General features: G+C 71.8%; 28 protein-coding genes. 18 read left to right on the forward strand and 10 right to left on the reverse strand.

What is annotated here, in order from left to right:
- Positions 1–3 precede the first annotated feature (3 nt).
- Positions 4–651 carry a septation protein A gene (locus MFF04_RS05730; RefSeq protein WP_238274515.1) on the forward strand — a complete coding sequence of 216 codons (648 nt, stop codon included), beginning with the start codon at positions 4–6 and terminating at the stop codon, positions 649–651.
- Between the two features lie 100 nt (positions 652–751).
- On the opposite strand, the gene MFF04_RS05735 is transcribed toward MFF04_RS05730, so the two are convergent.
- The 5 genes from MFF04_RS05735 to ccmA form a co-directional block, all read right to left on the reverse strand.
- Positions 752–1,363, reverse strand: a complete 612-nt coding sequence (locus MFF04_RS05735; RefSeq protein ID WP_238274489.1) for a DsbE family thiol:disulfide interchange protein — start codon at positions 1,361–1,363, stop codon at positions 752–754.
- Positions 1,360–1,506 (reverse strand): heme exporter protein CcmD, encoded by a 147-nt coding sequence (gene ccmD / locus MFF04_RS05740; protein WP_238274490.1) that lies wholly within the window; start codon positions 1,504–1,506, stop codon positions 1,360–1,362. Before ccmD ends, MFF04_RS05735 begins: the two co-directional genes overlap by 4 nt.
- Before the next feature lie 14 nt (positions 1,507–1,520).
- Positions 1,521–2,294, reverse strand: a complete 774-nt coding sequence (locus MFF04_RS05745) for a heme ABC transporter permease (protein ID WP_238274491.1) — start codon at positions 2,292–2,294, stop codon at positions 1,521–1,523.
- A gap of 62 nt (positions 2,295–2,356) precedes the next feature.
- Positions 2,357–3,025 carry a heme exporter protein CcmB gene (gene ccmB / locus MFF04_RS05750; protein WP_238274492.1) on the reverse strand — a complete coding sequence of 223 codons (669 nt, stop codon included), beginning with the start codon at positions 3,023–3,025 and terminating at the stop codon, positions 2,357–2,359.
- Positions 3,022–3,642, reverse strand: coding sequence for a heme ABC exporter ATP-binding protein CcmA (gene ccmA / locus MFF04_RS05755; protein ID WP_238274493.1), 621 nt, complete (start codon positions 3,640–3,642; stop codon positions 3,022–3,024). The genes ccmB and ccmA overlap by 4 nt, the downstream gene beginning before the upstream one ends.
- Positions 3,643–3,979: 337 nt before the next feature.
- On the opposite strand from ccmA, the gene acnA reads away from it, so the two are divergent.
- Together acnA and MFF04_RS05765 are read left to right on the forward strand one after the other, a co-directional pair.
- On the forward strand, positions 3,980–6,688 hold the full coding sequence (acnA, locus tag MFF04_RS05760; protein ID WP_238274494.1) for an aconitate hydratase AcnA: 2,709 nt from the start codon (positions 3,980–3,982) through the stop codon (positions 6,686–6,688).
- Positions 6,689–6,869: 181 nt separating this feature from the next.
- The gene (locus tag MFF04_RS05765) at positions 6,870–7,544 is read left to right on the forward strand and encodes a metal ABC transporter permease (protein WP_238274495.1); all 675 of its coding nucleotides are present in this window, start codon (positions 6,870–6,872) and stop codon (positions 7,542–7,544) included.
- Between the two features lie 17 nt (positions 7,545–7,561).
- On the opposite strand, the gene MFF04_RS05770 is transcribed toward MFF04_RS05765, so the two are convergent.
- Complete coding sequence (locus MFF04_RS05770) at positions 7,562–8,656, reverse strand: AI-2E family transporter (protein WP_238274496.1); 1,095 nt, start codon at positions 8,654–8,656, stop codon at positions 7,562–7,564.
- 236 nt (positions 8,657–8,892) lie between these two features.
- On the opposite strand from MFF04_RS05770, the gene MFF04_RS05775 reads away from it, so the two are divergent.
- From MFF04_RS05775 to MFF04_RS05840, 14 genes are all read left to right on the forward strand, one after another.
- Positions 8,893–9,204, forward strand: a complete 312-nt coding sequence (locus MFF04_RS05775) for an acyl carrier protein (RefSeq protein WP_238274497.1) — start codon at positions 8,893–8,895, stop codon at positions 9,202–9,204.
- A 31-nt stretch (positions 9,205–9,235) separates the two neighbouring features.
- Positions 9,236–9,700 (forward strand): 3-hydroxyacyl-ACP dehydratase FabZ family protein, encoded by a 465-nt coding sequence (locus tag MFF04_RS05780; protein WP_238274498.1) that lies wholly within the window; start codon positions 9,236–9,238, stop codon positions 9,698–9,700.
- Complete coding sequence (locus tag MFF04_RS05785; RefSeq protein ID WP_238274499.1) at positions 9,697–10,845, forward strand: beta-ketoacyl-ACP synthase; 1,149 nt, start codon at positions 9,697–9,699, stop codon at positions 10,843–10,845. The genes MFF04_RS05780 and MFF04_RS05785 overlap by 4 nt, the downstream gene beginning before the upstream one ends.
- An 85-nt stretch (positions 10,846–10,930) precedes the next feature.
- Positions 10,931–12,214: a beta-ketoacyl-ACP synthase gene (locus tag MFF04_RS05790; RefSeq protein WP_238274500.1), complete on the forward strand. Its 1,284-nt coding sequence runs from the start codon at positions 10,931–10,933 to the stop codon at positions 12,212–12,214.
- Positions 12,211–12,981: an SDR family oxidoreductase gene (locus tag MFF04_RS05795; RefSeq protein ID WP_238274501.1), complete on the forward strand. Its 771-nt coding sequence runs from the start codon at positions 12,211–12,213 to the stop codon at positions 12,979–12,981. Before MFF04_RS05790 ends, MFF04_RS05795 begins: the two co-directional genes overlap by 4 nt.
- 11 nt (positions 12,982–12,992) lie before the next feature.
- Positions 12,993–13,271, forward strand: a complete 279-nt coding sequence (locus MFF04_RS05800) for an SH3 domain-containing protein (protein ID WP_238274502.1) — start codon at positions 12,993–12,995, stop codon at positions 13,269–13,271.
- Between the two features lie 141 nt (positions 13,272–13,412).
- Positions 13,413–14,435, forward strand: coding sequence for a zinc-binding dehydrogenase (locus tag MFF04_RS05805; RefSeq protein WP_238274503.1), 1,023 nt, complete (start codon positions 13,413–13,415; stop codon positions 14,433–14,435).
- A 97-nt stretch (positions 14,436–14,532) separates the two neighbouring features.
- Positions 14,533–15,504: a lipid A biosynthesis lauroyl acyltransferase gene (locus MFF04_RS05810; protein WP_238274504.1), complete on the forward strand. Its 972-nt coding sequence runs from the start codon at positions 14,533–14,535 to the stop codon at positions 15,502–15,504.
- Positions 15,488–16,261 (forward strand): DUF1223 domain-containing protein, encoded by a 774-nt coding sequence (locus MFF04_RS05815; protein ID WP_238274505.1) that lies wholly within the window; start codon positions 15,488–15,490, stop codon positions 16,259–16,261. The genes MFF04_RS05810 and MFF04_RS05815 overlap by 17 nt, the downstream gene beginning before the upstream one ends.
- A 627-nt stretch (positions 16,262–16,888) precedes the next feature.
- On the forward strand, positions 16,889–17,065 hold the full coding sequence (locus MFF04_RS05820) for a hypothetical protein (protein ID WP_238274506.1): 177 nt from the start codon (positions 16,889–16,891) through the stop codon (positions 17,063–17,065).
- An 11-nt stretch (positions 17,066–17,076) separates the two neighbouring features.
- On the forward strand, positions 17,077–17,394 hold the full coding sequence (locus MFF04_RS05825) for a hypothetical protein (protein WP_238274507.1): 318 nt from the start codon (positions 17,077–17,079) through the stop codon (positions 17,392–17,394).
- Between the two features lie 7 nt (positions 17,395–17,401).
- Positions 17,402–18,880: a glycerol-3-phosphate dehydrogenase gene (gene glpD / locus MFF04_RS05830; protein ID WP_238274508.1), complete on the forward strand. Its 1,479-nt coding sequence runs from the start codon at positions 17,402–17,404 to the stop codon at positions 18,878–18,880.
- A gap of 90 nt (positions 18,881–18,970) precedes the next feature.
- On the forward strand, positions 18,971–20,485 hold the full coding sequence (gene glpK / locus MFF04_RS05835) for a glycerol kinase GlpK (protein WP_238274509.1): 1,515 nt from the start codon (positions 18,971–18,973) through the stop codon (positions 20,483–20,485).
- Positions 20,482–21,615 (forward strand): alpha/beta fold hydrolase, encoded by a 1,134-nt coding sequence (locus MFF04_RS05840; RefSeq protein ID WP_238274510.1) that lies wholly within the window; start codon positions 20,482–20,484, stop codon positions 21,613–21,615. Before glpK ends, MFF04_RS05840 begins: the two co-directional genes overlap by 4 nt.
- Here MFF04_RS05840 and MFF04_RS05845 read toward each other — a convergent pair.
- From MFF04_RS05845 to MFF04_RS05855, 3 genes are read right to left on the reverse strand one after another with little or no spacing between them, the layout of a single operon-like run.
- On the reverse strand, positions 21,573–22,346 hold the full coding sequence (locus MFF04_RS05845) for an ABC transporter ATP-binding protein (RefSeq protein WP_238274511.1): 774 nt from the start codon (positions 22,344–22,346) through the stop codon (positions 21,573–21,575). The genes MFF04_RS05840 and MFF04_RS05845 overlap by 43 nt on opposite strands.
- 2 nt (positions 22,347–22,348) lie before the next feature.
- Positions 22,349–23,101 carry an ABC transporter permease gene (locus MFF04_RS05850; RefSeq protein ID WP_238274512.1) on the reverse strand — a complete coding sequence of 251 codons (753 nt, stop codon included), beginning with the start codon at positions 23,099–23,101 and terminating at the stop codon, positions 22,349–22,351.
- Between the two features lie 34 nt (positions 23,102–23,135).
- Complete coding sequence (locus MFF04_RS05855) at positions 23,136–24,170, reverse strand: ABC transporter substrate-binding protein (RefSeq protein WP_373319965.1); 1,035 nt, start codon at positions 24,168–24,170, stop codon at positions 23,136–23,138.
- A 246-nt stretch (positions 24,171–24,416) separates the two neighbouring features.
- On the opposite strand from MFF04_RS05855, the gene MFF04_RS05860 reads away from it, so the two are divergent.
- On the forward strand, positions 24,417–24,839 hold the full coding sequence (locus tag MFF04_RS05860; protein WP_238274513.1) for a DUF3597 domain-containing protein: 423 nt from the start codon (positions 24,417–24,419) through the stop codon (positions 24,837–24,839).
- A gap of 81 nt (positions 24,840–24,920) precedes the next feature.
- Here the strand turns inward: MFF04_RS05860 and MFF04_RS05865 are convergent, their stop codons facing one another.
- A complete protein-coding gene (locus MFF04_RS05865; RefSeq protein ID WP_373319968.1) occupies positions 24,921–26,021 on the reverse strand; it encodes a polyamine ABC transporter substrate-binding protein in 1,101 nt (366 codons plus the stop codon).
- Between the last annotated feature and the right edge of the window lie 5 nt (positions 26,022–26,026).

Below are 26,026 nucleotides of genomic sequence, written 5' to 3' on the forward strand. Positions count from 1 at the left end.
GGCATGACCGGCATCATCGAGACCGTCCCGCCCCGACAGGCATCCGGCCGTCATCTGGCGCCGCTGCCGAAGCTCGCCCTGGAGATGGGGCCGCTGGTCCTGTTCTTCCTCACGAACGCCTATGCCGAGCGCTTCGGCGTGACGGCGGAGAGCAAGCTGTTCGTCGCCACCGGCGTGTTCATCACGGCGACCGTCGCGTCGCTCGCCGTGCACTACGCCCTGGTGCGGCGCCTGCCGATCATGGCGCTCGTCTCCGGCTTCGTGGTGCTGGTGTTCGGGGGCCTGACCCTGGCGCTCCAGGACAAGACCTTCATCATGATGAAGCCGACCATCGTGAACACGCTGTTCGGGACCGTGCTGCTCGGCGGCCTCGCCTTCGGCAAGCCGCTGCTCTCGGTGGTGCTCGACAGCATGTTCCGGCTGACCGACGAGGGCTGGCGGAAGCTGACCTTCCGCTGGGCGCTGTTCTTCTTCGCGCTCGCCGCCCTCAACGAGGTCGTCTGGCGCACGCAGAGCGAGGATTTCTGGGTGAACTTCAAGGTCTTCGGCATCATGCCTCTGACCATCCTCTTCGCCCTCTCGCAGACGCCGCTGCTGGCCCGCTACGAGCGCAAGGAGGCCGCCGTGGCTGACGAGCGCGGGCTGATCTGAAGTGCTTTTCCCTTGCCCTCATGAGGCATGGGTTCTCCGCCGATAGGGGCGGGCTTGCCTCGAAGGAGGCCATCCGACCTCGCGGCGTTCGGAGAGGTTCCTAACGCTTGGCCGCCGGCTCGCCGGCCTTGCGGAGCTTGGCGAGCACGTCCGAAAAGTTCTCGGGCGTGACGATCCCGACGAGCTTGTCGCGGATCACGCCGTCCGGGCCGATGATGAAGCTCTCCGGGACCCCGTAGACGCCGAAATCGATGGCCGTGCGGCCTGTCTCGTCGCGGCCGACCGCCGCGAAGGGCAGGCCGTTGCGCGACAGGAAGCGGCGGGCGTTCTCCGGCGCGTCCTTGTAGTTGACGCTCACCACGCGGAGGCCGGGCTCGCGGGCGAGCCGCATCAGCATCGGGTGCTCGACCTGGCAGGGGGCGCACCAGGAAGCCCAGAAGTTCACGAAGGTGACGCCGCCCTTGAGGTCGGTGCTCGCGAGGCCTGGAACGGCCTTTCCGTCGGCCTCGAGCCCCGGCACCGGCGGCAGCGCGAAGGCAGGCGCCGCGCGGCCGATCATCACCGAGGGGATCGCCGCCGGGTCGGCGCCCGAGCGCAGGCGCACCAGGAACAGCGCCGCCAGGACGGCGAAGACGAGGGCCGGCAGGACGAGCAGGAGCGGGCGGCGTCCGGGAGCGGCCTCCCGCGCCGTCTCCTCGACGGGCGCCGTCACCGATGCTCCCCGTCCCTGAAGGCGGCGAGCGCCCGCTCCTGGGCGCGGCGGTCCCGGACGGCGTTGCCGATCAGGAGCGCCAGGGTCAGGACGGTGAAGCCGTAGGCCCCGAGGATGAAGCCGCCATGCGTGCCGAGATCCATGAGACTGCTCCCGCTCAGGCGGAGGGGCCGGCCGGGTAAGCGACCATGACGGAGGCGCCCGGATCGAGGCGCTCCGCCTCGCGGATCGTCAGCGTCCGCACCCGGCGGCGCAGAATCTCCGTGCGCATGGCGTAGAGGTGAAGCGCGATGCCGGTGAGGGTGCCGGCGACGATCATCACGATGAGCGGATAGAGCATCGTCGGGTCGATGGTCGGGCCGCCCATCCGCAGGATCGAGGCGGGCTGGTGGAGCGTCGACCACCAGTTCACCGAGAACTTGATGATCGGCAGGTTCACCGCGCCGACGAGGGTGAGGATCGCGACGGTGCGGGCCGCCCGGTTCGGCTCCTCGACGGTCCGCCACAAGGCGATGATGCCGCAGTAGATCAGGAACAGGACCAGCATCGAGGTCAGGCGCGCGTCCCAGACCCAGTAGGTGCCCCACATCGGCTTGCCCCAGAGGGCGCCGGTGACCAGGCAGATCAGGGTGAAGGCTGCCCCGATCGGCGCGGCGGCGCGCTGCGCGACGTCGGCGAGCGGATGGCGCCAGACCAGGGTGCCGATCGCCGAGAGCACCATCGAGCCGTAGAAGAACACCCCGAGCCAGGCCGCCGGCACGTGGATGAACATGATCCGCACGGTCTCGCCCTGCTGGTAGTCGGGCGGGGCCACGAACCAGGCGAGGTAGAGCCCGAGCGCGCCCGTCAGGGCCGCGGCGCCCGCGAGCCAGGGCGTCAGCGCGACGGACCAGCGCAGGAAGTGGCCGGGATTGGCAAGGCGTGTCCACATGACCCGTAAGCCCTAGCGCAGGCGGCTGGGCGGCGGCAATGCGGGAGAGGGCCGCGCCGCGCTCACTCTCCCCAGCGCAGCGCCGCCGCCGCCGCCAGCGTGCCGACGACGGCCGCGATCAGGCTGAGACCGGAGAGGATCGTCAGCGGCGTCGCGAAGGGGATGGTGCCGCCGAGCGCCGCCTGGGCCGCCGAGACCCCGAAGATCAGGGTCGGGATCATCAGGGGCAGCACCAGCACCGCCAGGATCAGCCCGCCCCGGCGGATCGAGGCGGTGAGGGCTGCCCCCACCGCGCCGACGAAGGTGAGCGCCGGCGTGCCGACGAGGAGCGTCAGGGCGGTGGCCGCGGTCGCGGGCCCGTCGAGGGCGACGAGGAGGCCGAAGAGCGGGGAGGCCAGCGCCAGCGGCAGGCCGGTAGTGAGCCAATGGGCACAGACCTTGGCGAGGACCACGATCTCCAGGGGCGCCGGGGAGGCCGTCATCAGCTCCAGCGAGCCGTCCTCGTCGTCGGCCTGGAACAGGCGGTCGAGGCCGATGAGCGTCGCGAGCACCGCCGCGAGCCAGAGGATCGCCGGGCCGATCCGCGACAGCAGGTTGAGGTCGGGCCCGAGCGCGAAGGGCACCAGCGCCACGATCATCAGGAAGAACACGAGCGACAGTGCGCCCGAGCCGCCGACCCGCCCGGCGAGCCGCAGGTCGCGGGCGACGAGGGCCGCGAAGACCCGGATCACGGCGCCGCCTCCGGCTGAGGCGCGGCGCCGATGCGCAGTTCCCGCGCGTCGGCGAGGCCGAGGCTCTGGTGGGTCGCGGCGACGACGAGGCCGCCGCCGGCCCGGTGCTCGTCCATCAGCCCGGCGAGCAGGTCTTGCGAGGCGGCGTCGAGGGCGGCGGTCGGCTCGTCGAGGAGCCAGAGGGGCCGGGCGCTGACCAGGAGGCGGGCCAGCGCCACCCGCCGCCGCTGCCCGGCGGAGAGATAGGCCACCGGCAGCGCCCGCGCATGGGCGAGGCCGAGGCGCTCCAGCGCCGCCTTCGGCGCGAGCCGCGGCGCCCCGAGAAGCGCCTGCGCGAAGGCGAGGTTCTCCTCGGCCGTGAGCGCGCCCTTCAGCCCGTCCCGGTGGCCGACGACGTGCAGGCACTCGGGGATCGAGGCTTCGCCGACGCCCTCGGCCGCGACCCGGCCGGCGGCGGGGCGCAGGCGCCCGGCGAGCACCGCGAGCAGGCTCGACTTGCCGGCCCCGTTGCGGCCCGTCACCGCCAGCGCCTCGCCCGCGCCGAGCGCGAAGGAGAGGCCCGCGAAGACCCGGCGCCCGGAGCGGCGCACGGCCAGATTGTCGACGATCAGCCGCACGCGCGTCCTGGGGGCGGACCGCCCGATCGGCGGCGGGCGTTCATAGGATGCGCCATGGCCCCCGTCCACGGTGGGACACGGCCCCGGCACCCTGCACCGACAGCGCACCGGCCCTGTCACGCACCCCCGTAGCGGCCAGTTTCGAGATGTTCTATGGAGGAGCCAGGCTGCGCCGCGCGACACTCGGGCGTCCAATTCGCTCCTCGCGCACCATCCTGCCCGGGCACCCCCGGGGCGGCGCGCGCCCTCCGGGGCGCATCCTAGCCGAACACCGCGTTCGTGGCGCAGGTCCTGCCTGCGCGTGTTCGACAACCGCCAATCAAGGGGCAGACCGGCCGTGGCATCCCTCGACAGCTTCAAGTCCCGCCAGACCCTCGCCGTGGGCGAGCAGCGCTACACCTACTTCTCGATTCCCGAGGCCGTGAAGAACGGCCTCGCCGACGCCGCGCGCCTGCCCTTCTCCATGAAGGTGCTGCTCGAGAACCTGCTGCGCTACGAGGACGACCGCTCCGTGCGCAAGGGCGACATCGAGGCGGCCGTCGCCTGGCTCGGCGACCGCGGCAAGACCGAGACCGAGATCGCCTTCCGCCCCGCCCGCGTCCTGATGCAGGACTTCACCGGCGTGCCGGCGGTGGTCGACCTCGCGGCGATGCGCGACGCCATGGTGGCGCTCGGCGGCGACCCGGAGAAGATCAACCCGCTGGTGCCGGTCGACCTCGTGATCGACCACTCGGTGATCGTCGACGAGTTCGGCACCCCGAAGGCGCTCGCCGACAACGTCGCGCTGGAATACGAGCGCAACGGCGAGCGCTACACCTTCCTGAAATGGGGCCAGTCGGCCTTCCGCAACTTCTCCGTGGTGCCGCCGGGCACTGGCATCTGCCACCAGGTCAACCTCGAATACCTCTCGCAGACGGTGTGGACGCGCGCCGGCGGCGACGGCGACCCCTTCCCCGTCGCCTACCCGGACTCCCTCGTCGGCACCGATTCCCACACCACCATGGTCAACGGGCTCGCGGTGCTGGGCTGGGGCGTCGGCGGCATCGAGGCCGAGGCGGCGATGCTCGGCCAGCCGCTCTCGATGCTGATCCCCGAGGTCGTCGGCTTCCGCCTCTCGGGCAAGCTGCCGGAGGGCACCACGGCGACCGACCTCGTGCTCACCGTCACGCAGATGCTGCGCAAGAAGGGCGTCGTCGGCAAGTTCGTAGAGTTCTACGGCCCCGGCCTCGACGACATGGCGGTGGCCGACCGCGCCACGATCTCGAACATGGCGCCGGAGTACGGCGCCACCTGCGGCTTCTTCCCCGTCGACCGCCGCACCATCGACTTCCTGAAGGTCACGGGCCGCCAGGACGAGCGCATCGCGCTCGTCGAGGCCTATGCCAAGGCGCAGGGCATGTGGCGGGACGCCGACACGCCGGACCCCGTCTTCACCGACACGCTCGAGCTCGACATGGGCGACGTGAAGCCCTCGCTCGCCGGCCCGAAGCGCCCGCAGGACCGGGTGCTCCTCTCCGACGCCAAGACCGGCTTCGCCGACGCGATGGAGCGGGAGTTCCGGCGCGCCGCCGACATCGCCAGCCGCTACAAGGTCGAGGACACGAACTTCGACATCGGCCACGGCGACGTGGTGATCGCCGCGATCACGAGCTGCACCAACACCTCGAACCCGAGCGTGATGATCGGCGCCGGGCTTCTCGCCCGCAACGCGGTCGCCAAGGGCCTCACCTCGAAGCCCTGGGTGAAGACCTCGCTGGCGCCGGGCTCGCAGGTGGTGGCCGAGTATCTCGAGAAGGCCGGGCTCCAGGCCCCGCTCGACGCGCTCGGCTTCAACCTCGTCGGCTTCGGCTGCACCACCTGCATCGGCAACTCCGGCCCGCTGCCGGCGGCGATCTCGAAGGCGATCAACGACAACGACGTGGTCGCCGCCGCCGTCCTCTCCGGCAACCGCAACTTCGAGGGCCGCGTGAACCCGGACGTGCGGGCGAACTACCTCGCCTCGCCGCCGCTCGTCGTCGCCTACGCGCTCGCCGGCTCCCTTCAGGTCGACCTGACCAAGGACCCGCTGGGCCAGGGCTCGGACGGAAAGCCCGTCTACCTAGCCGACATCTGGCCCTCGACCGCCGAGGTCCAGGCCTTCATCGAGCAGACCATCACCTCGACGCTGTTCAAGTCGCGCTACGCCGACGTGTTCGGGGGCGATGCCTACTGGAAGGCGGTGCAGGTGACGGAGGCCCAGACCTTCGCCTGGGACCCGGGCTCCACCTACGTGCAGAACCCGCCCTATTTCGGGGGCATGGAGAAGACCCCGAAGCCCGTCGAGGACATCGTCGGCGCGCGCATCCTCGGGCTCTTCCTCGACTCGATCACCACCGACCACATCTCGCCCGCCGGCAACATCCGCGCGGCCTCGCCCGCCGGACAATACCTGATGGATCATCAGGTCCGGGTGCAGGACTTCAACCAGTACGGCACGCGGCGCGGCAACCACGAGGTGATGATGCGCGGCACCTTCGCCAATATCCGCATCAAGAACCAGATGGTGAAGGACGAGGCCGGCAACGTGGTCGAGGGCGGCTACACCCTGCTCCAGCCCTCCGGCGAGCGGCAGTTCATCTACGACGCCGCCCAGGCCTACGCCGCGGCCGGCACGCCGCTCGTGGTCTTCGCGGGCAAGGAGTACGGCACCGGCTCGTCCCGCGACTGGGCGGCCAAGGGCACGAAGCTCTTGGGCGTGCGCGCGGTCATCGCCGAGAGCTTCGAGCGCATCCACCGCTCGAACCTCGTCGGCATGGGCCTCGTGCCGCTGGTCTTCCAGGGCGAGACCTCCTGGCAGTCCCTGGGGCTGAAGGGCGACGAGACCGTCACGATCCGCGGGCTCACCGGCGACCTCAAGCCGCGCCAGACGCTGATCGCCGAGATCACCTCCGCCGACGGCCGCGTGCAGGAGGTGCCGCTCACCTGCCGCATCGATACGCTCGACGAGCTGGAATACTTCCGCAACGGCGGCATCCTGCCCTACGTGCTGCGCTCTCTGGCTGCCTGAGCCCGGGACGATCCCCAAGGAAGGCCGCGCCGCCACGAGCGGCGCGGCCTTTCGCGTTTCAGCGGTGACGGACCGCATGAGCGAGAAATAAGACGCTCGCGCGCAGATCGGTTGCGCGCAAGTCTGTTCGTACGATGGGGAGCGCCCCATAATCCCTGGGCTTCAACCGAGAGGAAGCCCTATGAGAACCCTGACCAAACTGGCCGTCGCCGGCCTGTCGCTGCTGTCGAGCACCGCCTTCGCCGCCGATCTGGAGCGGGTGCGCGGCACAATCGAGAAGGTCGACGGCGACACGCTCACCGTCGCGGGCGAGGGCGGACCGAAGACCGTCTCGCTCGCCGGCGCCCGATACGCCTGGGTGGTGAAGTCGAGTCTCGACACCATCAAGGACGGCGTCTTCATCGGCACCGCCACCAAGGGCGAGAACCCGATGACGGCCCTCGAGGTCGTGATCTTCCCTGAGGCCCTGCGCGGGCAGGGCGAGGGGCACTACGCCTGGGACGCGATCACCGACCATACGGCCGCGGCGAGCGGCGCCAAGGTGAAGAGCGCCATGACCAACGGCACCGTGCAGAGCACGGGCTCCGCCGCCCCGAAGGTGAAGAGCGCGATGACGAACGGCACCGTCGCGTCGAGCGCGGCCGCCGGCGGCTCCCGCACCCTGACCGTGAGCTACAAGGAGGGATCGAAGCAGATCGTGGTGCCGCCCCAGGCTCCGGTCGTCGCCTTCGAGCCCAGCGACAAGGCGGTCCTCCAGCCCGGAGCGAAGGTCTTCGTCGTCGCCGCCCCCGAGGGCGGCAAGCTCGGCGCCAAGTTCGTGGCGGTCGGCAAGGACGGCCTGACGCCTCCGATGTGAGCCTTCGCCGGGCCGGCTCAGGCCGGTTCGCGCGTCGCTCCGGTGAAGTCCCGCCAGAGCAGCACAAGCGCGGCCATCACGGCGGGGCCGAGGAACAGGCCGAGCAGGCCGAAGCTCTCGACCCCGCCGAGGATGCCGAGCAGCACCCAGAGGAAGGGCAGCTTCGTCGTCCCGCCGATCAGGGCGGGGCGCACGAAATGGTCGGCGACGAAGGTCACGACGATGCCGGCCGCGACGACGACGATCGCCGCTCCCGTGCTTCCGGCGGCGAGCAGCAGCACCGCCGCGAGCCCGAACACGAGCGGCGCCCCGAAGGGGATCGTCGCCGCGACCGCGGTCAGCGCCCCGAGCAGGACGGGGTGAGGCACGCCTGCGAAGAAGTAGACCACCCCGAGGATCGCGCCCTCGCCGAGCCCGACGAGGACGAGCCCGTCGACGGTGCCGTGGACCGAGGCCACCATCTGCCGGCCGACCCGTTCCCCGCGCGGCCCGAACAGCCGGTCGGCCGCGACGAGCGCCTGCGCCGCCAGGGCCTCCCGCTCGCGGAACAGGAAGAACAGCGCCACGAGGCAGAACCCGAACAATACGCTGCGGTGGACGATCTGCTTGCCGAGGTTGCGCGAGAGGTCGATCACCGAGCCGTTGTCGAAGCGGTGCAGCAGCTCCGAGCCCGCCGCCGGGTGTGCGAGGTTCGCCTGCCACCAGGCCACCGCCTGCGCGCTGAGGAAGGGAAGCCGCGTGAGGACATCCGGCACCGGCAGCCCGTCGCGCTCCAGGCCGCGGGCGAGCTCCAGCACGTCGTGGGCCTCCCGCGCCGCCTGCACCGCGAGGAGGGCGAGCGGCGCCAGGAAGACGAGGGCGACCGCCAGCGTGAACAGGGCCGGCAGCAGAACGTTGTGCCGGCCCGGCGGCCAGCGCCGCTCCGCCCGCGCGTAGAGCGGTCCGAGGGCGATCGCGAGGATCAGCGCCCAGGCCAGCGCCGGCAGGAAGGCGCGCAGGATCCAGAGGCCGAGCGCCGCGAGCGCCACGACGAGCAGCACCCGCGCCACGCCCTGGCCGCGGGCTCGCGGCGGATCGGCAGGGGTGATGACGGGGCGGGGGATCGTGTCCATGGCGACGCGCACTCCGGAGGCGGGTAGCGAGATAGGTAAGGCGCCGCGCGCGGTCACGGGCCGGAGAGCGTCGCCGCAGCGGTCACGATGCGGGGAGGCGGCCCCGGAGCCGGCAAGGTTGCCGGGCCGGACCCCCTCGTGTAGAGGTCGCGGCCATCTTCAAGGGCGCCGTGAGGCGGCCCCGGACCGGCGTGGGCGGCGCCCCCGGCAGGCCCCCACGGGAACGGCGAGAACCCATGTCAGAGCTTCCGACCGCAGGCACCAGCGCCACTTTCGAGCGCGTGGCCGACATCATCGCCGAGACGGCCGACATCCCGCGCGACACCATCACCCCCGAGAGCCACGCCATCGACGACCTCGGCATCGATTCGCTGGCCTTCCTCGACATCGCCTTCGCGGTCGACAAGGCCTTCGGCATCAAGCTGCCGCTGGAGCGTTGGACGCAGGAGGTCAACGAGGGCAAGGTCCCGGCCGAGGAGTATTTCGTGCTCAAGAACCTCTGCGCGCGCATCGACGGCCTCGTCGCCGAGAAGGCCGCCAAGGCCTGAGCCGGACGGGTCAGGGCACGGGTACGGTCCGATGCGCCTCGAATACTTCGAGATGATCGACGCGATCTCGCGGCTCGACCGCGAGGCCGGCCGCATCGAGGCGATCGCCCGCGTGCCGATGGAGAGCCCCGTCTTCGAAGGGCACTTCCCCGGCCACCCGCTGGTGCCGGGCGTGCTGCTCACCGAGACCATGGCCCAGGCGTCCGGCTACCTCGTGCTCGCCCATCTCGGCTTCGCGCAGATGCCGTTCCTGATGGCGGTGGACAAGGCGCGCTTCCGCTCCTTCGTCGGCCCCGGCGCGACGCTCGAGGTCTCCGCGACTCTGGAGCATGACGGCTCGGGCTACGCGGTGACGAAGGCCGCCGTCCGCCACGAGGGCAAGCTCATTGCCGACGCGGAGCTGCGCTTCCGCACCATGCCTTTCCCGGAGGGTCTCGACGCGCCGATGCGCGAGCGTGCCGCCCGGATCGGCCTCGACATCGGGGCGGGCGCATGAGCGGCGAGGCGCACCGCGACGTCGTCGTCACCGGAACCGGCCTCGTCTCCTGCCGGGGCGAGGGGCTCGACGCGCATCTCGACGCGCTCGCCGCCGGCACGCCGGCGCCGGTCGATGCCGAGACCTACGCCCCCTACGCCATTCACCCGGCGGCCTCCCTCTCCTGGGACGCGCAGATCCCGAAGAAGTCCGACCAGCGGCAGATGGAGGCCTGGCAGCGCCTCGGCGTCTACGCGGCGGGGCTCGCGCTGGACGCGGCCGGCGTCAAGGACGACGCCGCGTTCAAGGCCGGGCTGCACCTCGTCGTCGCCTGCGGCGGCGGCGAGCGCGACACCGCCGTCGACGGCGCGATCCTGACCGGCCTGCGCGCGGCCGAGGATCCGGGCGCCTACCTCAACGAGCGCCTCCTGAACGACCTGCGCCCGACCCTGTTCCTGGCTCAGCTCTCGAACCTGCTCGCGGGCAACATCGCCATCGTCCACGGCGTCACCGGCGCCTCGCGGACCTTCATGGGCGAGGAATCGGCCGGCACCGACGCCCTGCGGATCGCGCAGGCGCGCATCGCCTCCGGCCAGAACGAGGCGATGCTGGTCGGCGGCTCCTACAACGCCGAGCGCCCGGACGTGCTCGTCATCCACGAGATGGGCGGCTATCTCGCCACCGGCCCGCTCCGGCCCGTCTTCGAGCGGGACGGGGAGGGCGGCTTCGTGCTCGGCAGCAGCGCCGCATTCCTCCTCCTCGAATCCGCCGAGCATGCCGCGGCCCGCGGCGCGACGCCGCTCGCCCGGCTCGATGCGGTCGCGAGCGGCCGCAGCCGCCGGGAGCCCGGCAACGTCGGCGAGGCGCTCGCCGCCCGCTGGACCGAGGCCGGCGCGACTTGGCCCGACGCGGTGATCTCCGCCGCCACCGGCGTCACGGCCGCGACCGGGGAGGAGCGCGCCGCGCTTGCCCGGCTGGCGCCCGACGCGAAGGTGCACGCCCTCGGCGACCTGATCGGCCACGGCATCGAGGTCGCGGGCCCGTTCGGGGCGGCGCTCGCCGCCGGCCTCGTGGCGCGGGGCACGCACCGGGAGGTCGCGGTCACGATCGTCGGCCATCGGCGCGGCGAGGGCGTGCTGCGGGTTCAGGCTCTGCGCGGGGCATGAGTCTTCACCGGATGCAGGCCCTGCGTGCCGATCCGGCTTGCGGCTGCTATGGAGCGACCCTGGAAAGGGTCCGATGGGCGCAACCATGAGCGCAACGAAGCATCGCGACGCGCGCGGGCGCCGCCGGGTCGCCGTCACCGGCATCGGCCTCGTCACCTCGCTCGGCCAGGGGCAGGCCGACACCTGGAGCGCCCTGGTCGAGGGGCGCTCGGGCGTCCGCGCCATCCGCCGCTTCCCGACGGAGGGCCTGCGCACCCGCATCGCCGGCACCGTCGACTTCCTCGACACCGACCCGCTGGTGGCGCCGGCCCTGTCCCTGCGCTTCGCCGAGACCGCCGCCGAGGAGGCGGTCGGCCAGTCCGGGATCGGTGGGAAGGGGGACTTCCCCGGCGCGCTGTTCGTGGCGGTGCCCCCCGTCGAGATGGAGTGGCCGCAGCGGCGGGCGCTGGCGGAGGCCGCGGCCGAGAATGGCGACGTCACCTACGCGAGCCTGCAGCGGGCGGCGGCCTCCCGGCGCTTCGACGACTGGCACGACCTCTTCATCTTCGGCACCGTCGCCGACCGCATCGCCGAGCGCTTCGGCACGCGGGGCTCGCCGATCTCGCTCTCCACCGCCTGCTCGTCCGGCGCCACCGCGATCCAGCTCGGCGTCGAGGCGATCCGGCGCGGAGAGACGCGGGCCGCGCTGTGCATCGGCACCGACGGCTCCGTGAACCCGGAATCGCTGATCCGGTTCTCGCTGCTCTCGGCGCTCTCCACCCAGAACGATCCGCCCGAGGGCGCCTCGAAGCCCTTCTCGAAGAACCGAGACGGCTTCGTGATGGGCGAGGGCGCCGCCGCCCTCGTGCTGGAGGACGCCGAAGCCGCGACGGCGCGCGGAGCAAGGATCCTCGGCTACGTGCTCGGCTGCGGCGAGAAGGGCGACGGCTTCCATCGCACCCGCTCCTCGCCGGACGGCGCGCCGGTCGTCGCCGCGATCCGGGCGAGCCTGGAAGACGCCGGGCTCGGCCCCGAGGGCATCGACACCGTCAACGCCCACGGCACCTCGACGCCGGAGAACGACAAGATGGAGGCGCTCGGGCTCACCGCCGTGTTCGGCGAGCGGACGGCCGGCCTGCCGGTCACCTCGAACAAGTCGATGATCGGCCACACGCTCACCGCGGCCGGGGCCATCGAGGCCGCCGTCTCGCTGCTGACGATCCTCCACGGCCGCATCCCGCCGACGATCAACTATGCGCAGCCCGACCCCGCGATCGCCCTCGACGTGGTGGCGCAGGCCCGCGACGTGCCGGTGAGGACGGTGCTCTCGAACTCCTTCGGCTTCGGCGGGCAGAACACCTGCCTCGTGCTCGGGGCCGAGCCCGCATGAGCGGCGCGGCGAACGCCTCCCGCCGGGTGCTCGTCACCGGCGGCGCCTCAGGCCTCGGGGCCGCGATCGTGCGGGCGCTCGCCGCGGCGGGACACGGGGTCGACTTCACCTACCGCTCCTCCGTCGCGCCCGCCGAGGCGCTGCTAGACGAATTGCGCGCCGCCCATCCGGGCGCGGATTTCGACGCCGAACCCCTCGACCTCGCCGACCGGGAGGCGCTGGAAGCCTTCTGCGGGTCGGCCGAGGAGCGGGGCTATTACGGCCTCGTCCACAATGCCGGGCAGTCGAGCGACGGGCTCGCGGCGCTCCTCGACCGGGAGCGCGCCGAGGCGGCGATGGAGGTCAACTTCTGGTCCTTCACGCGGCTCGCCAAGAGCCTGGTGCGGCCGATGACCCGCGCCCGCACCGGCCGCATCGTCGCGATCGGCTCCGTGGCGGCGCTGCGGGGCAACGCCGGCAACGCGGCCTACGCGGCGAGCAAGGGCGCGCTCATCGCCTATTGCCGCACGCTCGCCGTCGAGTCGGCCAGGCGCGGCGTCACCGTGAACGTGATCGCGCCGGGCTTCGTCGACACCGAGATGATGGCCCCCTACGCCTCCCATCGGGAAGGCATGGAGCGCCAGATCCCCGCCGGCCGCTTCGCGCGGCCGGAGGAGGTCGCGGCGCTCGCCGCCTTCCTGATCGGGGAGGGGGCCGGCTACCTCACCGGCGCCGTGCTCCCCGTCGACGGCGGGCTCACCGCGATGATGGGCGTCCACCGCTCCTGAAGGCCTCAGGCATGCTGCGCCTCGCCCTGCTGATGCTCGTCCTCGCGCTGGTGGCCCTGCCGGCGCAGGCCGCCGAAATCTACCGCGTCGACGGCCTGCCCCGGGGCGAGACCTTGAGCATCCGCGAGACGCCCGATGCCGCCGGTCCCGTCCTCGGGCAGATCCCGGTCGGCCGGCGGGTGACGGGCTTCGGCTGCACCAACGACACGCCGAGCGCCACGACCTGGTGCCGGGTCCGCTTCGACGGAACGCTCGGCTGGGCGCGACGGCGCTACCTGACGCCGGAGTAGCGGTGTAAGGACCGCCGCGTCGTCGAACGAGATCGTTCGACGACGCAAGGCAAGCCCGAACGGGCGCCCGCGCCCGTGCGCGGAACGCCTCCGGCCCGACGATGTCGGGGCGACAAGCGCGCTGGTATGAGAGACCCCGCCATGAAAGCCCTTCAGCTCTTCGGCGACCGCGACCTGCGCCTGGAGGAGGTCGCGCCGCCGCCCCCGCCCGGTCCCGGCGAGGTCAACGTGCGGGTGCGCGCGGTCGGCCTCAACTTCATCGACGTCTGGGGCTTTCGCGGCATGGCCTTCGCCAAGCGCAAGCTCCCGCTCACCGTGGGCGCGGAGGCCGCCGGCACCATCGAGGCGGTGGGCGAGGGCGTCGAGGGCGTTTCCGCCGGCCAGCCCGTCGCCCTCTACGGGGCACGCACCTGCGGGGTCTGCCGGGCCTGCCGGGAGGGGCGGGACAACCTCTGCGAGGACGTCTCCGGCGTCATGGGCTTCCACATCGACGGCTTCGCCCGCGAGGTCGTGACGATGCCGGCTCGGCTCGTGGTGCCGGTGCCCGAGGGCGTCTCGATGACGGACGCGGCCTGCGCCGGCATCGCCTTCGGCACCGTCCAGCACATGCTGTTCGACAACGCGCGGCTGGAGCCCGGCGAGAGCATCCTGGTGCATGCCGGCGGCTCGGGGATCGGCACGGCGGCGATCAAGATGGCCAAGGCCATCGGCTGCACCGTCTACACGACGGTCGGCGACGACGAGAAGGGCGAGAAGGCGAAGGCGCTCGGCGCCGACCACGTCGTCAACTACCGGGAGGAGCGCTTCGAGGGCGAGGTCCGCCGGCTGACGAAGCGCAAGGGCGTCGACGTGGTCTTCGAGCATGTCGGCCCCGACACTTGGAACGGCTCGCTGCTCTGCCTGAAGCGGGGCGGCCGGCTCGTCACCTGCGGCTCGACCTCCGGGGTCTCGACGACGATGAACCTGATGCAGCTCTTCCAGCAGCAGTATCGGATCACCGGCTCCTTCGGCTGCACGCTCGCCAACATCCGCCAGAGCCTCGACAAGATGGCCGCGGGGATCACCCCGGTCGTCGACACCGTCTATCCGCTCGCCGACTTCGCCGACGGGCTCGCCCGGCTCGAATCCCGCAAGGTGTTCGGAAAGATCCTCGTCTCGCTGTGAGGCGATCATCGGGACGGTGGCAGAGGGGCGGAAATAGGCTAAGCGTGGCCTTCGGACGGCGTTGGGGGACGCGGGACGCCCCGGCCGGAGTGGACCGTTGCTGCGCCTCGCCCTGATTCTCAAGCGCCACTGGCCCCGCATCGCGGGGCTCGCGACGCTGCCGCTGATCCGTGGCCTGTTCCTGCTCGCCCGCCTCCTCGGGCCGGCCCGCGCCAGCGATGCCGGCGGCGCGCTCTTCAGGCGCGTCGGGCCGCGCCTGCCCGCTCACGCCACGGCCATGGCGAACCTGCGCGCCGCCTTCCCCGAGCGGGACGAGGCGGCGCTCCAGGCGATCGCCCGCGAGGCCTGGGACAATCTCGGCCGCACCGGGGCGGAGTACGCCCATCTCCACACCCTCTTCGACTTCGACCCGGCCGTGCCCGAGAGCCAGCGCATGGACGTGAAGGGCCTCGCGCAGTTCGAATCCCTGCGCGACGACGGCCGGCCGGGGCTGATCTTCTCGGCCCATCTCGCCAACTGGGAGCTGCCCGCGATCTGCGCGGCGAAGTACGGGCTCGAGGCGACGGCGGTGTTCCGCCCGCCCAACAACCCGGCCGCGGCCCGGCTCGTGCAGGAGGTCCGCCGCGAGACCATGGGCGGGCTCGCCGCCGCCGGGCCGGGCGCCGTCTTCGCCATGCAGGGGGTGATCGAGCGGGGCGGCCATCTCGGCCAGCTCGTCGACCAGCATTTCACCCGCGGCGTCGTGGTGGAGTTCTTCGGCCGGCCCTGCCTCGCCAACCCGCTGCTCGGAAAGCTCGCCCGCCACTACGACTGCCCGGTCCACGGGGTGCGCGTCATCCGCCGCCCCGGCCAGCGTTTCGGCCTGGAGCTGACCGAGGCCCTCGACCTGCCCCGCGACGCGGACGGGCTCATCGACGTGCAGGGCGCCATGCAGGCGATGACGCGCGTCGTCGAGGCCTGGGTGCGGGAGAACCCCGGCCAGTGGCTCTGGATGCATCGGCGCTGGCGCCCGGACATGATCCGGAAACAGGCGCTCACGAGAAGCGTCGCCCATGCCGATGCCCGCTGACCGCCGCTCCGCCGCCCGGCGCGGCCCGTTCCTCGGCATCATGGCCGTGACCGCCGCCCTCGTGGGAAGCCTCAGCCTCGTCCTGCCCGCCGGCGGGGCGGAGACGGCGGCCGTCGTGGTCGAGCTCTTCACGAGCCAGGGCTGCGCCGCCTGCCGCTCGGCGGAAGCCGTCGCCGGCGAGCTCGCCCGGCGGCCGAGCGTGCTGGTCCTGACCCTGCCCGTTCCCTACTGGGACTATCTCGGCTGGAAGGACACCCTGGCGCTGCCCGCCTTCGCCGAGCGGCAGCGGGGCTACGCCGCCGCCCATGGCGAGCGGCCGGTCTTCACCCCGCAGGCCATGGTCGACGGCCTGACCTCCGCCAACGGCTCCGACCGGAGCGCCATCGAGACGGGCCTGCGGACGGCGGACGCGCCCATCGCGCCCGTGAGCGTCTCCGAGAAGGGCGACCGGCTCGTCGTCGAGGTCGGCGCCTCGGCCGACCCCTCGGCGCGGGGCGAGGTCTTCCTGGTGCCGGTCCTGCGCAGCCGCCGGATCGCCATCGAGCATGGCGAGACCGCCGGCCAGTCGGCGCATTACGTCAACGTCGCCCGCGGGCTGCACCGCCTGGGAAGCTGGAAGGGCACGCCCGTGCGCTTCGAGGTGCCCCGCACCGCCGCTCGGGCCGGATTCGCCGACGCCTACGCCGTGCTGGTGCAGGCGATGCCCGGCGGCCGCCCCGGCCGCATCCTCGCCTTCGCCCGCGGGCCGGGGCTCTGAGGATCGGTTCGGGCGATCCAAGAAAAAGGCCCGACGCGGGGCGGAAGGGCCGGGCTGCGGCCGCTCCACCCGGCCTCGGGCCGGAGTCTATGCTGGGACATCGAACACAGGGCCGGATCGGGGAGACCCGGCCGTCGAACCGGCGCGGCGCCCGAAAAGGATCGGGGAGGGCGCTGCGCGTCGATCCGCGAAGGTCGGCGCCGCGTCGGACGCGGCGGAGTCGAGCGAGGCGCGCTCCTAGCGAAGGATCGCTTCGAGGCCGCTGCCGCAGAAGACGACGAAGGCCAAGGTCAGGATGAACTTGAGATCTTCGAACCTGCTCACGGTGAGCTCCTACGCATCGCTACACTCCCCGTCGACCGCCGGGGATGAACGAACATTAATCGATCTTCAGAGCTTGCGCAGCCGCTTTTCACGAGCTGTTAAGCTTTGAGGCCTGAAACGAAGAGTTAATCTTAACGATCCCCTAACGCGGTGCCCGATCGCACGTTCCAGTCCGGGCCCGTTCCGATGCCGCCGGCAGGGATCGGTTCGCCGCGCGGGCCGTTGCAGGCTCGACATCCGGCGGGGAAACGGTCAGGCCGGCCCGCGAGCCCTCGGGGCGGCCCGAGGCACAAGGAGACCACCATGCGCAACCTCATCGGCCTACTCGTCGTGCTGGCCGCCGCCTTCCTCCTCGTCGGCATCTACGTGGCGCCGAACCAGCCGGAGCTGCGCGCCTGGTATCGCGACAACGCCTGCGTCCATCTCGACAAGCTGTCCGCGAAGATCTGCGAGCCGATCCGCAAGGCGGACGGCGCCTGATCCGTCCTCCCGTGGCGGGCGGCGCGGAAGGGCCGGTCCGCCGCGCCGCCCTCTGGCTGTTCCGCAACCGGGAGACGGGCGCGATCACGGTCGCGCAGTGGCCGAACCTCGCCCTCTGGCTGTTCCTCGGCCTGACGGCGGCCCGTCTCGCGTTGCCCTCGGACGGATCGCTGGCGCAGCCGCTCGCGCTCGCCGCGACCGGCTGCCTGAGCTGGTGGGCGCTCGCCGAGATCGTCTCCGGCGCGAACCCCTGGCGGCGCCTCCTCGGCGGGCTCGTCCTCGCGGGGATCGCGATCGCGCTTGCCCGGCGCCTCGCCGGGCTCGCATAAGGGCGCGGTGAGCGAGCCCTTCGACCTCCTCGTCATCGGCGGCGGCATCAACGGCGCGGGCATCGCCCGGGACGCCGCCGGCCGCGGCCTCTCGGTGCTGCTCTGCGAGCAGGGCGACCTCGGCTCGGCCACCTCCTCGGCCTCGACGAAGCTGATCCACGGCGGGCTGCGCTACTTGGAGCAGTACGCGTTCCGGCTGGTGCGCGAGGCGCTGGCCGAGCGCGAGCGCCTGCTCGCCATCGCGCCCCACATCGTCTGGCCGCTGCGCTTCGTGCTGCCCCGCGACACGGGCCTGCGCCCGGCCTGGATGCTGCGGGTCGGGCTGTTCCTCTACGACAACCTCTCGGCGCTGCGCACCCTGCCGGGCTCGCACGCGGTGCGCCTTTCCGGCACCAGCCTCGGCGCACCGCTCCAGGCGCGGCTCACCGAGGGCTTCGCCTACTCGGATTGCTGGGTCGAGGACAGCCGCCTCGTCGTGCTCAACGCGATGGACGCCGGCGAGCGCGGCGCCGACATCCGCACCCGCACGCGGGCGGTCTCCGCCCGGCGGGAGGACGGGCTCTGGCGCGCCTCCCTCTCGGACGGGACGGAGGCCCGCGCCCGCATCCTCGTCAACGCCTCCGGCCCCTGGGTGAGCGAGACCCTGTCAGGCACGCTCTCGCTCAACAGCCGCGCCGCGGTGCGGCTGGTGAAGGGCAGCCACATCGTCACCCGAAGGCTCTACGCGGGCGATCACGCCTACATCCTGCAGCAGCCCGACCGGCGCATCGTCTTCGCGATCCCCTACGAGCGCGACTTCACCCTGATCGGCACCACGGACGTCGCCCATGCCGGCGCGCCGGGGCCCGTCGAGATCTCGGAGGAGGAGACGCGCTACCTGCTCACCTGCGTGAACCGCGCCTTCGCCAAGCGCGTCGAGCCGGGGGACATGGTCTGGAGCTACGCGGGCCTGCGCCCCCTCTACGACGACGCGGCGGCGAACGCCTCGGCGGTGACCCGCGACTACGTGCTCGACATCGACGCGCCCGAGGGGGAGGCGCCGGTGCTCTCGGTGTTCGGCGGCAAGCTCACCACCTACCGGCGCCTCGCCGAGCACGTCCTCGAACGGCTCGGGCCCCATCTTCCCGAGCACGGCCCGGCCTGGACCGGCACCGCGCCGCTGCCCGGCGGCGACATGCCGAAGGGCTTTTCCGACTTTCTCGCCGGATTCCGATCCCGCTACCCGTTCCTGCCCGAGGCCACGGCGCTGCGCCTCGCCCGCGCCTACGGCACCCGCGCCGCGCGGTTCCTCGACGGCGCCGCGGCGCTCTCCGACCTCGGCGAGGATTTCGGCGGGGGCCTGGCCCGGGCCGAGGTCGACTATCTCATCGCGGCGGAATGGGCGCGCACCCCCGAGGACATCCTCTGGCGCCGCTCGAAGCTCGGCCTGCACGTGCCGCCGGAGACGCAGGCGCGCCTCGCCGCCCATCTCGGCGGACAAGGCTGAAGGTCCTGTCAGGGATCGCCCTTCCGTGCGGCGCATCGGCTCGATAGGCTGAGCGGCGTAGAATAACGGATACGGGAGAGGAGGGCGCCGATGGCGGGCGGCTCGCATGTCGGGGCCCTCGATCAGGGCACGACGAGCACCCGATTCATCCTGTTCGACCGGCAGGGCCGGCCGGTGGCGCACGCGCAGCGCGAGCACGAGCAGATCTTCCCGCGCCCCGGTTGGGTGGAGCACGACCCCGCCGAGATCTGGCGCAACAGCCAGAGCGTGATGCGCGAGGCGCTGGCCACCGCCCGGCTCGACCCTTCGGCGCTCGCCGCCATCGGCATCACCAACCAGCGCGAAACCGCGCTGATCTGGGACCGGCGCACAGGCCGCCCGCTCCACAACGCGCTCGTCTGGCAGGACACCCGCGTCGACCCTGCCGTGGCCGCGTTGGCGCGGGAGGGCGGCATCGACCGCTTCCGGGGCAGGACCGGGCTGCCGCTGGCGAGCTACTTCTCGGCCCTGAAGCTCGCCTGGCTCCTCGACGCGGTGCCCGAGGCCCGTGTCCGCGCGGAGGCCGGTGAGGTCCTGGCCGGCACGATCGACACCTGGCTCGTCTGGAACATGACCGGCGGCCCGGAGGGCGGGCTCCACGTCACCGACCCGACGAATGCCAGCCGCACCCAGCTCATGGCCCTCGACCGGCTCGCATGGGACGATGCGCTCCTCGACGCCTTCAGGGTGCCGCGAAGCGTGCTGCCGGCGATCCGCTCGTCGAGCGAGGTGTTCGGGGAGACGCGGGCGCCGTTCCCCGGCGTGCCCATCGCCGGCATCCTCGGCGACCAGCAGGCGGCGCTGTTCGGGCAGCTCTGCTTCCGGCCGGGCGAGGCCAAGAACACCTACGGCACTGGCTGCTTCGCGCTCATGAACACCGGCACCGAGCCCGTGGCCTCGACCTGCGGGCTCGTCACCACCGTCGGCTACCGGCTGGGTGACGCACCGCCGGTCTACGCGCTCGAAGGCTCCATCGCCATCGCCGGGGCGCTCGTGCAGTGGCTGCGCGACAATCTCGGGCTGATCGGCGCGAGCGCCGAGGTGGAGACGCTGGCGCGCTCCGTCGAGGACAACGGCGACGTCTACCTGGTGCCGGCCTTCTCCGGCCTCTACGCCCCGCACTGGCGGGCGGACGCGCGGGGCATCCTGGCCGGCCTCACCCGCTTCTCGAACAAGGGCCACATCGCCCGCGCGGCGCTGGAGGCCACCGCCTACCAGACCCGCGAGGTGCTGGAGGCGATGGAGGCGGACTCCGGCATCGCCGTCGAGGCCCTGCGCTGCGACGGCGGCATGGTCGTCAACGACCTGCTCATGCAGTTCCAGGCGGACATCCTCGGCCGGCCGGTGCTGCGGCCGAAGGTGTCGGAGACGACCGCGCTGGGCGCGGCCTACGCCGCAGGGCTCGGCGTCGGGTTCTGGCCCGGCGTCGAGGCGCTCGCCGAGCAGGCGGGCGTCGACCGGCGCTGGCATCCGCGCATGGAGAAAGCACGGCGGGAGGCGCTGTTCTCGGCCTGGGGCCGGGCGGTGGAACGCTCCCTCGGCTGGAAACGGGAGGAAGAAGGATGAGAGCCACCCTACGCGGGGCGATGTTCGCCGCGGCACTGCTGGGCTATCTCCAGCCCGCGCTTGCCGCGCCCGCCGCCTATCCGGAGCAGAAGGAGGGCGACGTCACGGTCAAGGAGTTCCGCTTCGCGGACGGGCAGAGCCTGCCCGAGGTGAAGCTGCACTACACCACCATCGGCACGCCCCACCGCAACGAGAAGGGCGAGATCGACAACGCCGTGCTCGCGCTCCACGGCACCACGGGCACCGGCAAGGCCTTCTTCGTGCCGACGCTCGGGCCGGAGCTGTTCGGCGAAGGCGCGCCGCTCGACGCGCGCAGGTACTACGTGATCCTGCCGGACGGGCTCGGCCGGGGCGGCTCCACGAAACCCTCCGACGGCCTGCGCGCGAAGTTCCCCCGCTACGGCTACGGGGACGTCGTCACCGGGCAGAAGGCGGTGGTCGACGCGCTGGGCGTGAAGCACCTGCGGCTCATCCTCGGCACCTCCATGGGCGGGATGCAGGCCTGGATGTGGGGCGAGCGCTACCCGAAGAGCATGGACCTGATCATGGCCGTGGCCAGCCAGCCGATCCCGGTGAGCGGCCGCAACGCGCTGTGGCGGCGCCTGCTCATCGAGGGCATCCGCAGCGACCCGGACTGGAAGGGCGGCGACTACACCGAGCAGCCCAAGGGCCTCAGCCACATCCTGCCGATCTTCAACATCATGACCGAGAGCGTGCTCGGCCTCCAGGGCAAGGCGCCGACGCGGGCCAAGGCGGACGCGCTCTTCGACGGGCTCGTCACGAGCTACGAGGGCAAGGCCGACGCCAACGACTGGATGTACTGGTTCGATAGCTCCTACGACTACGACCCCTTCGCCGATCTCGGAAAGATCGAGGCAAAGGTGCTGGCGGTGAACTTCGCCGACGACGAGCTGAACCCGCCGCAGCTCGACGTGATGAACCCGGCCATGGCCAAGCTGAAGGACGGCCGCTTCGTGCTGGTGCCGGTCTCGCCGGACACCCACGGCCACCAGTCCCTGCGCTACGCCGGGCTCTGGAAGGGCTACCTCGCCGAGCTTCTCGCACACCCGGCCGAGGCGATGGCGCCTCAGAGCTCCGCCGAGCGCCTCGACAGCTCCGAGCGCAGGTAGCGGGCGGCCTCCGTCAGCGCCGGGTCCCGGCGCCGGCGGGGGCGGGGCGCGTCGATCTTGAGCTCGGCCGCGATCCGGCCGGGCTTGCCGGCGAGCACGATCACCCGGTCGGCCAGCGTCACCGCCTCGTCGATGTCGTGGGTGACGAAGATCACCGTCTTGCCCGTCTCCGCCTGGACCCGCTGCAGCTCGTCCTGCAGCCCCTCGCGGGTGAAGGTGTCGAGCGCCGAGAACGGCTCGTCCATGAGCAGCACGTCCGGGTCGACGGCGAGCGCGCGGGCCAGCGACACCCGCTGGCGCTGCCCGCCGGACAGCTGATGCGGCCAGCGCCCGCCGAGATCGGCGAGCCCGACGAAGGCGAGCATCTCGGCCGCCTTCGCCCGGCGCTCGGCCTTGGACAGCCCGCTGCCTTCGAGCCCGAAGGCGACGTTGTCGACGACCTTGCGCCAGCCGAGCAGGCGCGAATCCTGGAAGACGAGCCCCATCGGCGTGCGGCAGCCGGGGCGGGTCGAAAGGCGCACGCTCCCGCCGCTCGGCTCCGCGAGCCCGATCAGCACCCGCAGCAGCGTCGACTTGCCGACGCCGGACTCGCCGACGATGACCAGGAACTCGCCCCGTGGCACGGCGAGGTCGAGGTTCGACAGGATGACGTTGCGGGTGCCGCCCCGCTCGTAGGCGAGGCTCAGACCCTCGATGTCGATGACGGGGGCGGTGTCCACGATCTCGGCCATTCTCAGGCCCTCCAGCGCAGGAGCCAGCCCTGGAGGGCGACGAAGGCGCTGTCGAACAGGCCGTAGAGGGCGGCCATGGTGAGCATGTAGACCACGACGATGTCCGTGGAGAGGAGGCTCGAGGCCTGCATCATGCGCGCGCCGACGCCGGGCACGCCGAAGATCTCCGCGGCCACCACCGCCATCCAGGCCTGACCCAAGGCGGTCCGCACGCCGACGAGGATGCCCGGCGTCGCCGCCGGCAGCAGGATCTTCGTGAGCCGCGCCCAAGGCGAGCGGAAGCCGAAGGCCTGGGCGACCTCGACGAGGTCGCGGTCGACGCCCCGCACCGCACCTTGGGTCGCGAAGAACACGATCCAGAACACGCCGATCGCGATGATGAACACGGCGGCCGAGGGCTGCACCCCGAACCAGATGATCGCGAAGGGCACCCAGGCGAGGCCGGGGATCGGCCGCAGCAGCCGCACGATCCAGGCGGTCGCCGCCTCGAAGGGCCGGAACATACCGCTGAGGAGCCCGAGCCCGATGCCCATGCCGGCACCCGCGCTCAAGCCCACCACGTAGTGGCTGAGGCTCGAGGCCACCGCCTCCGGCCACACCCCGAGCGACAGCTCCTTGAGGAAGGCGGCCGGGATCGTACTCGGCGGCGGCAGGAAAGCCGGGTTGATGAGGCCGAGCCGCGGCAGCGCCTCCCAGAATCCCAGGAACGCGGCGAGTCCCGCCGCCGCGAGCAGCGTCGAGCCGATGAGCCTCATCGCTTGCGTCCGTCCGAACGCGATCCCACCGGGATCAGCGGCCGGCCGCCTTCTCGTAGTACGAGGGCACGAACAGGGCATCGACGGGCAGGTCGCGGTCGAGGGTCCCGATGCTGACCTGATAGGCCTGCATCGCCTTCGTCGCCTCGACGATGGCGCGGGGGTCGGCGGTGAACTTCGCGGCCGGCGAGGTCAGCGCCTTCTGGATGGTGGCGAGATCGGTGATGCCCTTGCCGAGCGCCGCCTCGACGGGCTTGGCCGCGCGGGCCGGATCGCTCTTCAGGAGGTCGACGGCGCGCACGATGCCCTTCACCAGCCCCTCGACGGCGGCGGGGTTCTTGTCGGCGAAGGCGCCGAACACGCCGACCACGGTGCCGGGCTGGTTGGGGAACATCTCGCCGCCCAGCGCGATCAGCTTGATCGCCGGGTTACGCCCCTGGACGATGGTCAGCGCCGGCTCGCGGATCGAGGCGCCGTCGACGGCGCCGGCAAGCAGCGCCTGCTGCGTGGCGTCGATGCCCATGCTGACGATCTCTGCGTCGCCGCGCCCCGTCTTCGTCACCTCCCAGAGCCAGTGCTGGAGGGTGGTGTTGGGCACCGAGCCCGGCGGCTGCGTGGCCAGGCGCGCGGGCTTGCCCTCCTTGGCGCGGAACCTGGCGAACGCCTCGGCCTTGCTGGCGCCACCCTCGAAGTAGGGGGCGAGCTTGGGGCCGGCCACGAACACCATCTCCTCGATGGCCGTGGAGGCGACGACGCGCACGTCGATGTTCTTGGTCCGCGCCACCGCGAGCGGCGCGACGCCGGCCACGTAGACGTCGATGGTGCCCGAGGCCAGCGCCTGGATCATGTTCGGGCCGGACTCGAAGGTGGTGAAGGTCGGGTTCAGGCCCGCCTCCTTCAGGTAGCCCTCGCCGTTGGCCACGAAGATCGGCGCCGCACCGATCACCGGGATCACGCCGATGCGCACCGGCACCGGCTCGGCCGCGAAGGTGGGAGCCTGGGTGAAGGCGACCAGCAGCAGGGCGGCGGCCGACAGGGCCGACCGGAGGACGGAAGCAGGGAAGCGCACAGGATGATCCGGGAAGGGGACGCGAACGATTCCCCATGGCACATTTGTGTTGCGCCGCAAAATACGATCTTGGCCTGTGGAATGGCCGGCGGCGGCGCGGCCCGTCCCGGGGAACTGCTACGTCAGGCCCCCGTTAGGGTGCACGGGCGGGATCACCACGCCCCCAATGCCCCTGCGTGCCCGGTTCCGAGGGCACGCCTCCAGGTGGACGCCTCCGGGCGGTCCGCTCAAGCGAAGGACAGCGCCATGAGCTTTCTCGGCACCATCGTCAGCAAGATCCTCCACCCGTTCGGCAGCGGCGAGGCCCAGGCTGCGCCGGCTCCCTCGGGCAGCGCCTCCAGCGGCGCGTCGGGCGGCGCCAGCAGCCCCACGTCAACGGCCTCGACCTCGGGCGGCGGCACGTCCAGCGGCACCGTCGACGTGGAGCAGGTGCTCAACGATCTCGCCGCGAAGAACCCGCAGCAGCTCAACTGGCGCACCTCGATCGTCGATCTCCTGAAGCTCCTCGACCTCGACTCGAGCCTCCACGCGCGCCAGGGCCTCGCCGACGAGCTGCACTACACCGGCGACAAGAACGACTCCGCCTCGATGAACATCTGGCTGCACAAGCAGGTCATCAAGAAGCTCGAGGAGAACGGCGGCAAGGTGCCGGCCGACCTCAAGGACTGATTCCGCCCTGCCGCGGAGAAGAGCCCCGGCGTCGCCAGCGACGCCGGGGCTTTTTCATGGGCGCATCAGACTCAGGGCACGTCAGCGCCCGGTGCGCACCCGGGTCCAGGCGCGGGTGACGAAGCGCTGCGTGCGGTCGTCCCAGGCGGTGTTGGTGGAGAGGCGCTGCATCGTCACCTCGTCCGGGTAGATGCCGGGATCGGAGAGGATCTCCGGCTTCACGAGCTTCTTCGCCGGCAGGTTGCCGCTGGCGTAGGAGACGAAGTTCGTATTGGCGGCGGCCACCTCCGGCCGCAGCATGTAGTCGATGAAGACGTGGGCCTCGTCCTTATGCGGCGCGTCCTTCGGGATCGCGAAGGCGTCGAACCACATCAGCGTCCCTTCCTTCGGGATCAGGTAGCCGATCCTGACGTCGTTCTTGGCCTCCACGGCGCGGCGCCGCGCCTGGATCACGTCGCCGGAATAGCCGACCGCGAGGCAGATATCGCCGTTGGCCAGCGCCTGGATATACTCGGAGGAGTGGAACTTGCGCACGGCCCCGCGCAGCTTGAACAGGGCGTCGGTGACCTGGGTGATGTCGTCCCAGCGCTTCGAGTCCGATTTCAGCCCGTAGGCCGGCAGAAGGCTCGGGATCAGGTCCTCGGGGCTGTCGAGCATCATCACCCCGCAATCCTTGAGCTTGTTCAGGAGGGCGGGGCTGAGGACGAGGTTCCAGGTGTTCAGCGCCTGCAAGGGGCCGAGGCGCTCGCGCACGGCGTCGAGGTTCACGCCGATGCCGGTCGTGCCCCACATGTAGTCGACGGCGTAGAGGTTGCCCGGATCGTAGACGGCAAGCCGGTTCGCGATCTCGGGCCAGACGTTGCCGAGGTTCTTGAGCCTGCCCTTGTCGAGGGGCTGGAAGGCGCCGGCCTTGATCAGCCGCTGCAGGAAGGGCCCCGAGGGTGCCACCACGTCGTAGCCGGAGCGGCCTGCGAGCAGCTTCGTCTCGAGGATCTCGTTGTTGTCGTAGGTGTCGTAGACGACCTTGATGCCGGTCTCCCTGGTGAAGGCCTCCAGCACCTTGGGGTCGATGTAGTCCGACCAGTTGTAGATGTTGACGACCCGCTCCGCCTGCGCCGCCGCGGCGACGCCCGACAGGGCGAGCGCCGCCGCCGCCAGCGCGGCCCGGAGGAGGCGGAGCAGGCGGG

Source organism: Methylobacterium jeotgali (assembly GCF_022179345.1).
GTDB classification, from domain to species: Bacteria; Pseudomonadota; Alphaproteobacteria; order Rhizobiales; family Beijerinckiaceae; genus Methylobacterium; species Methylobacterium jeotgali.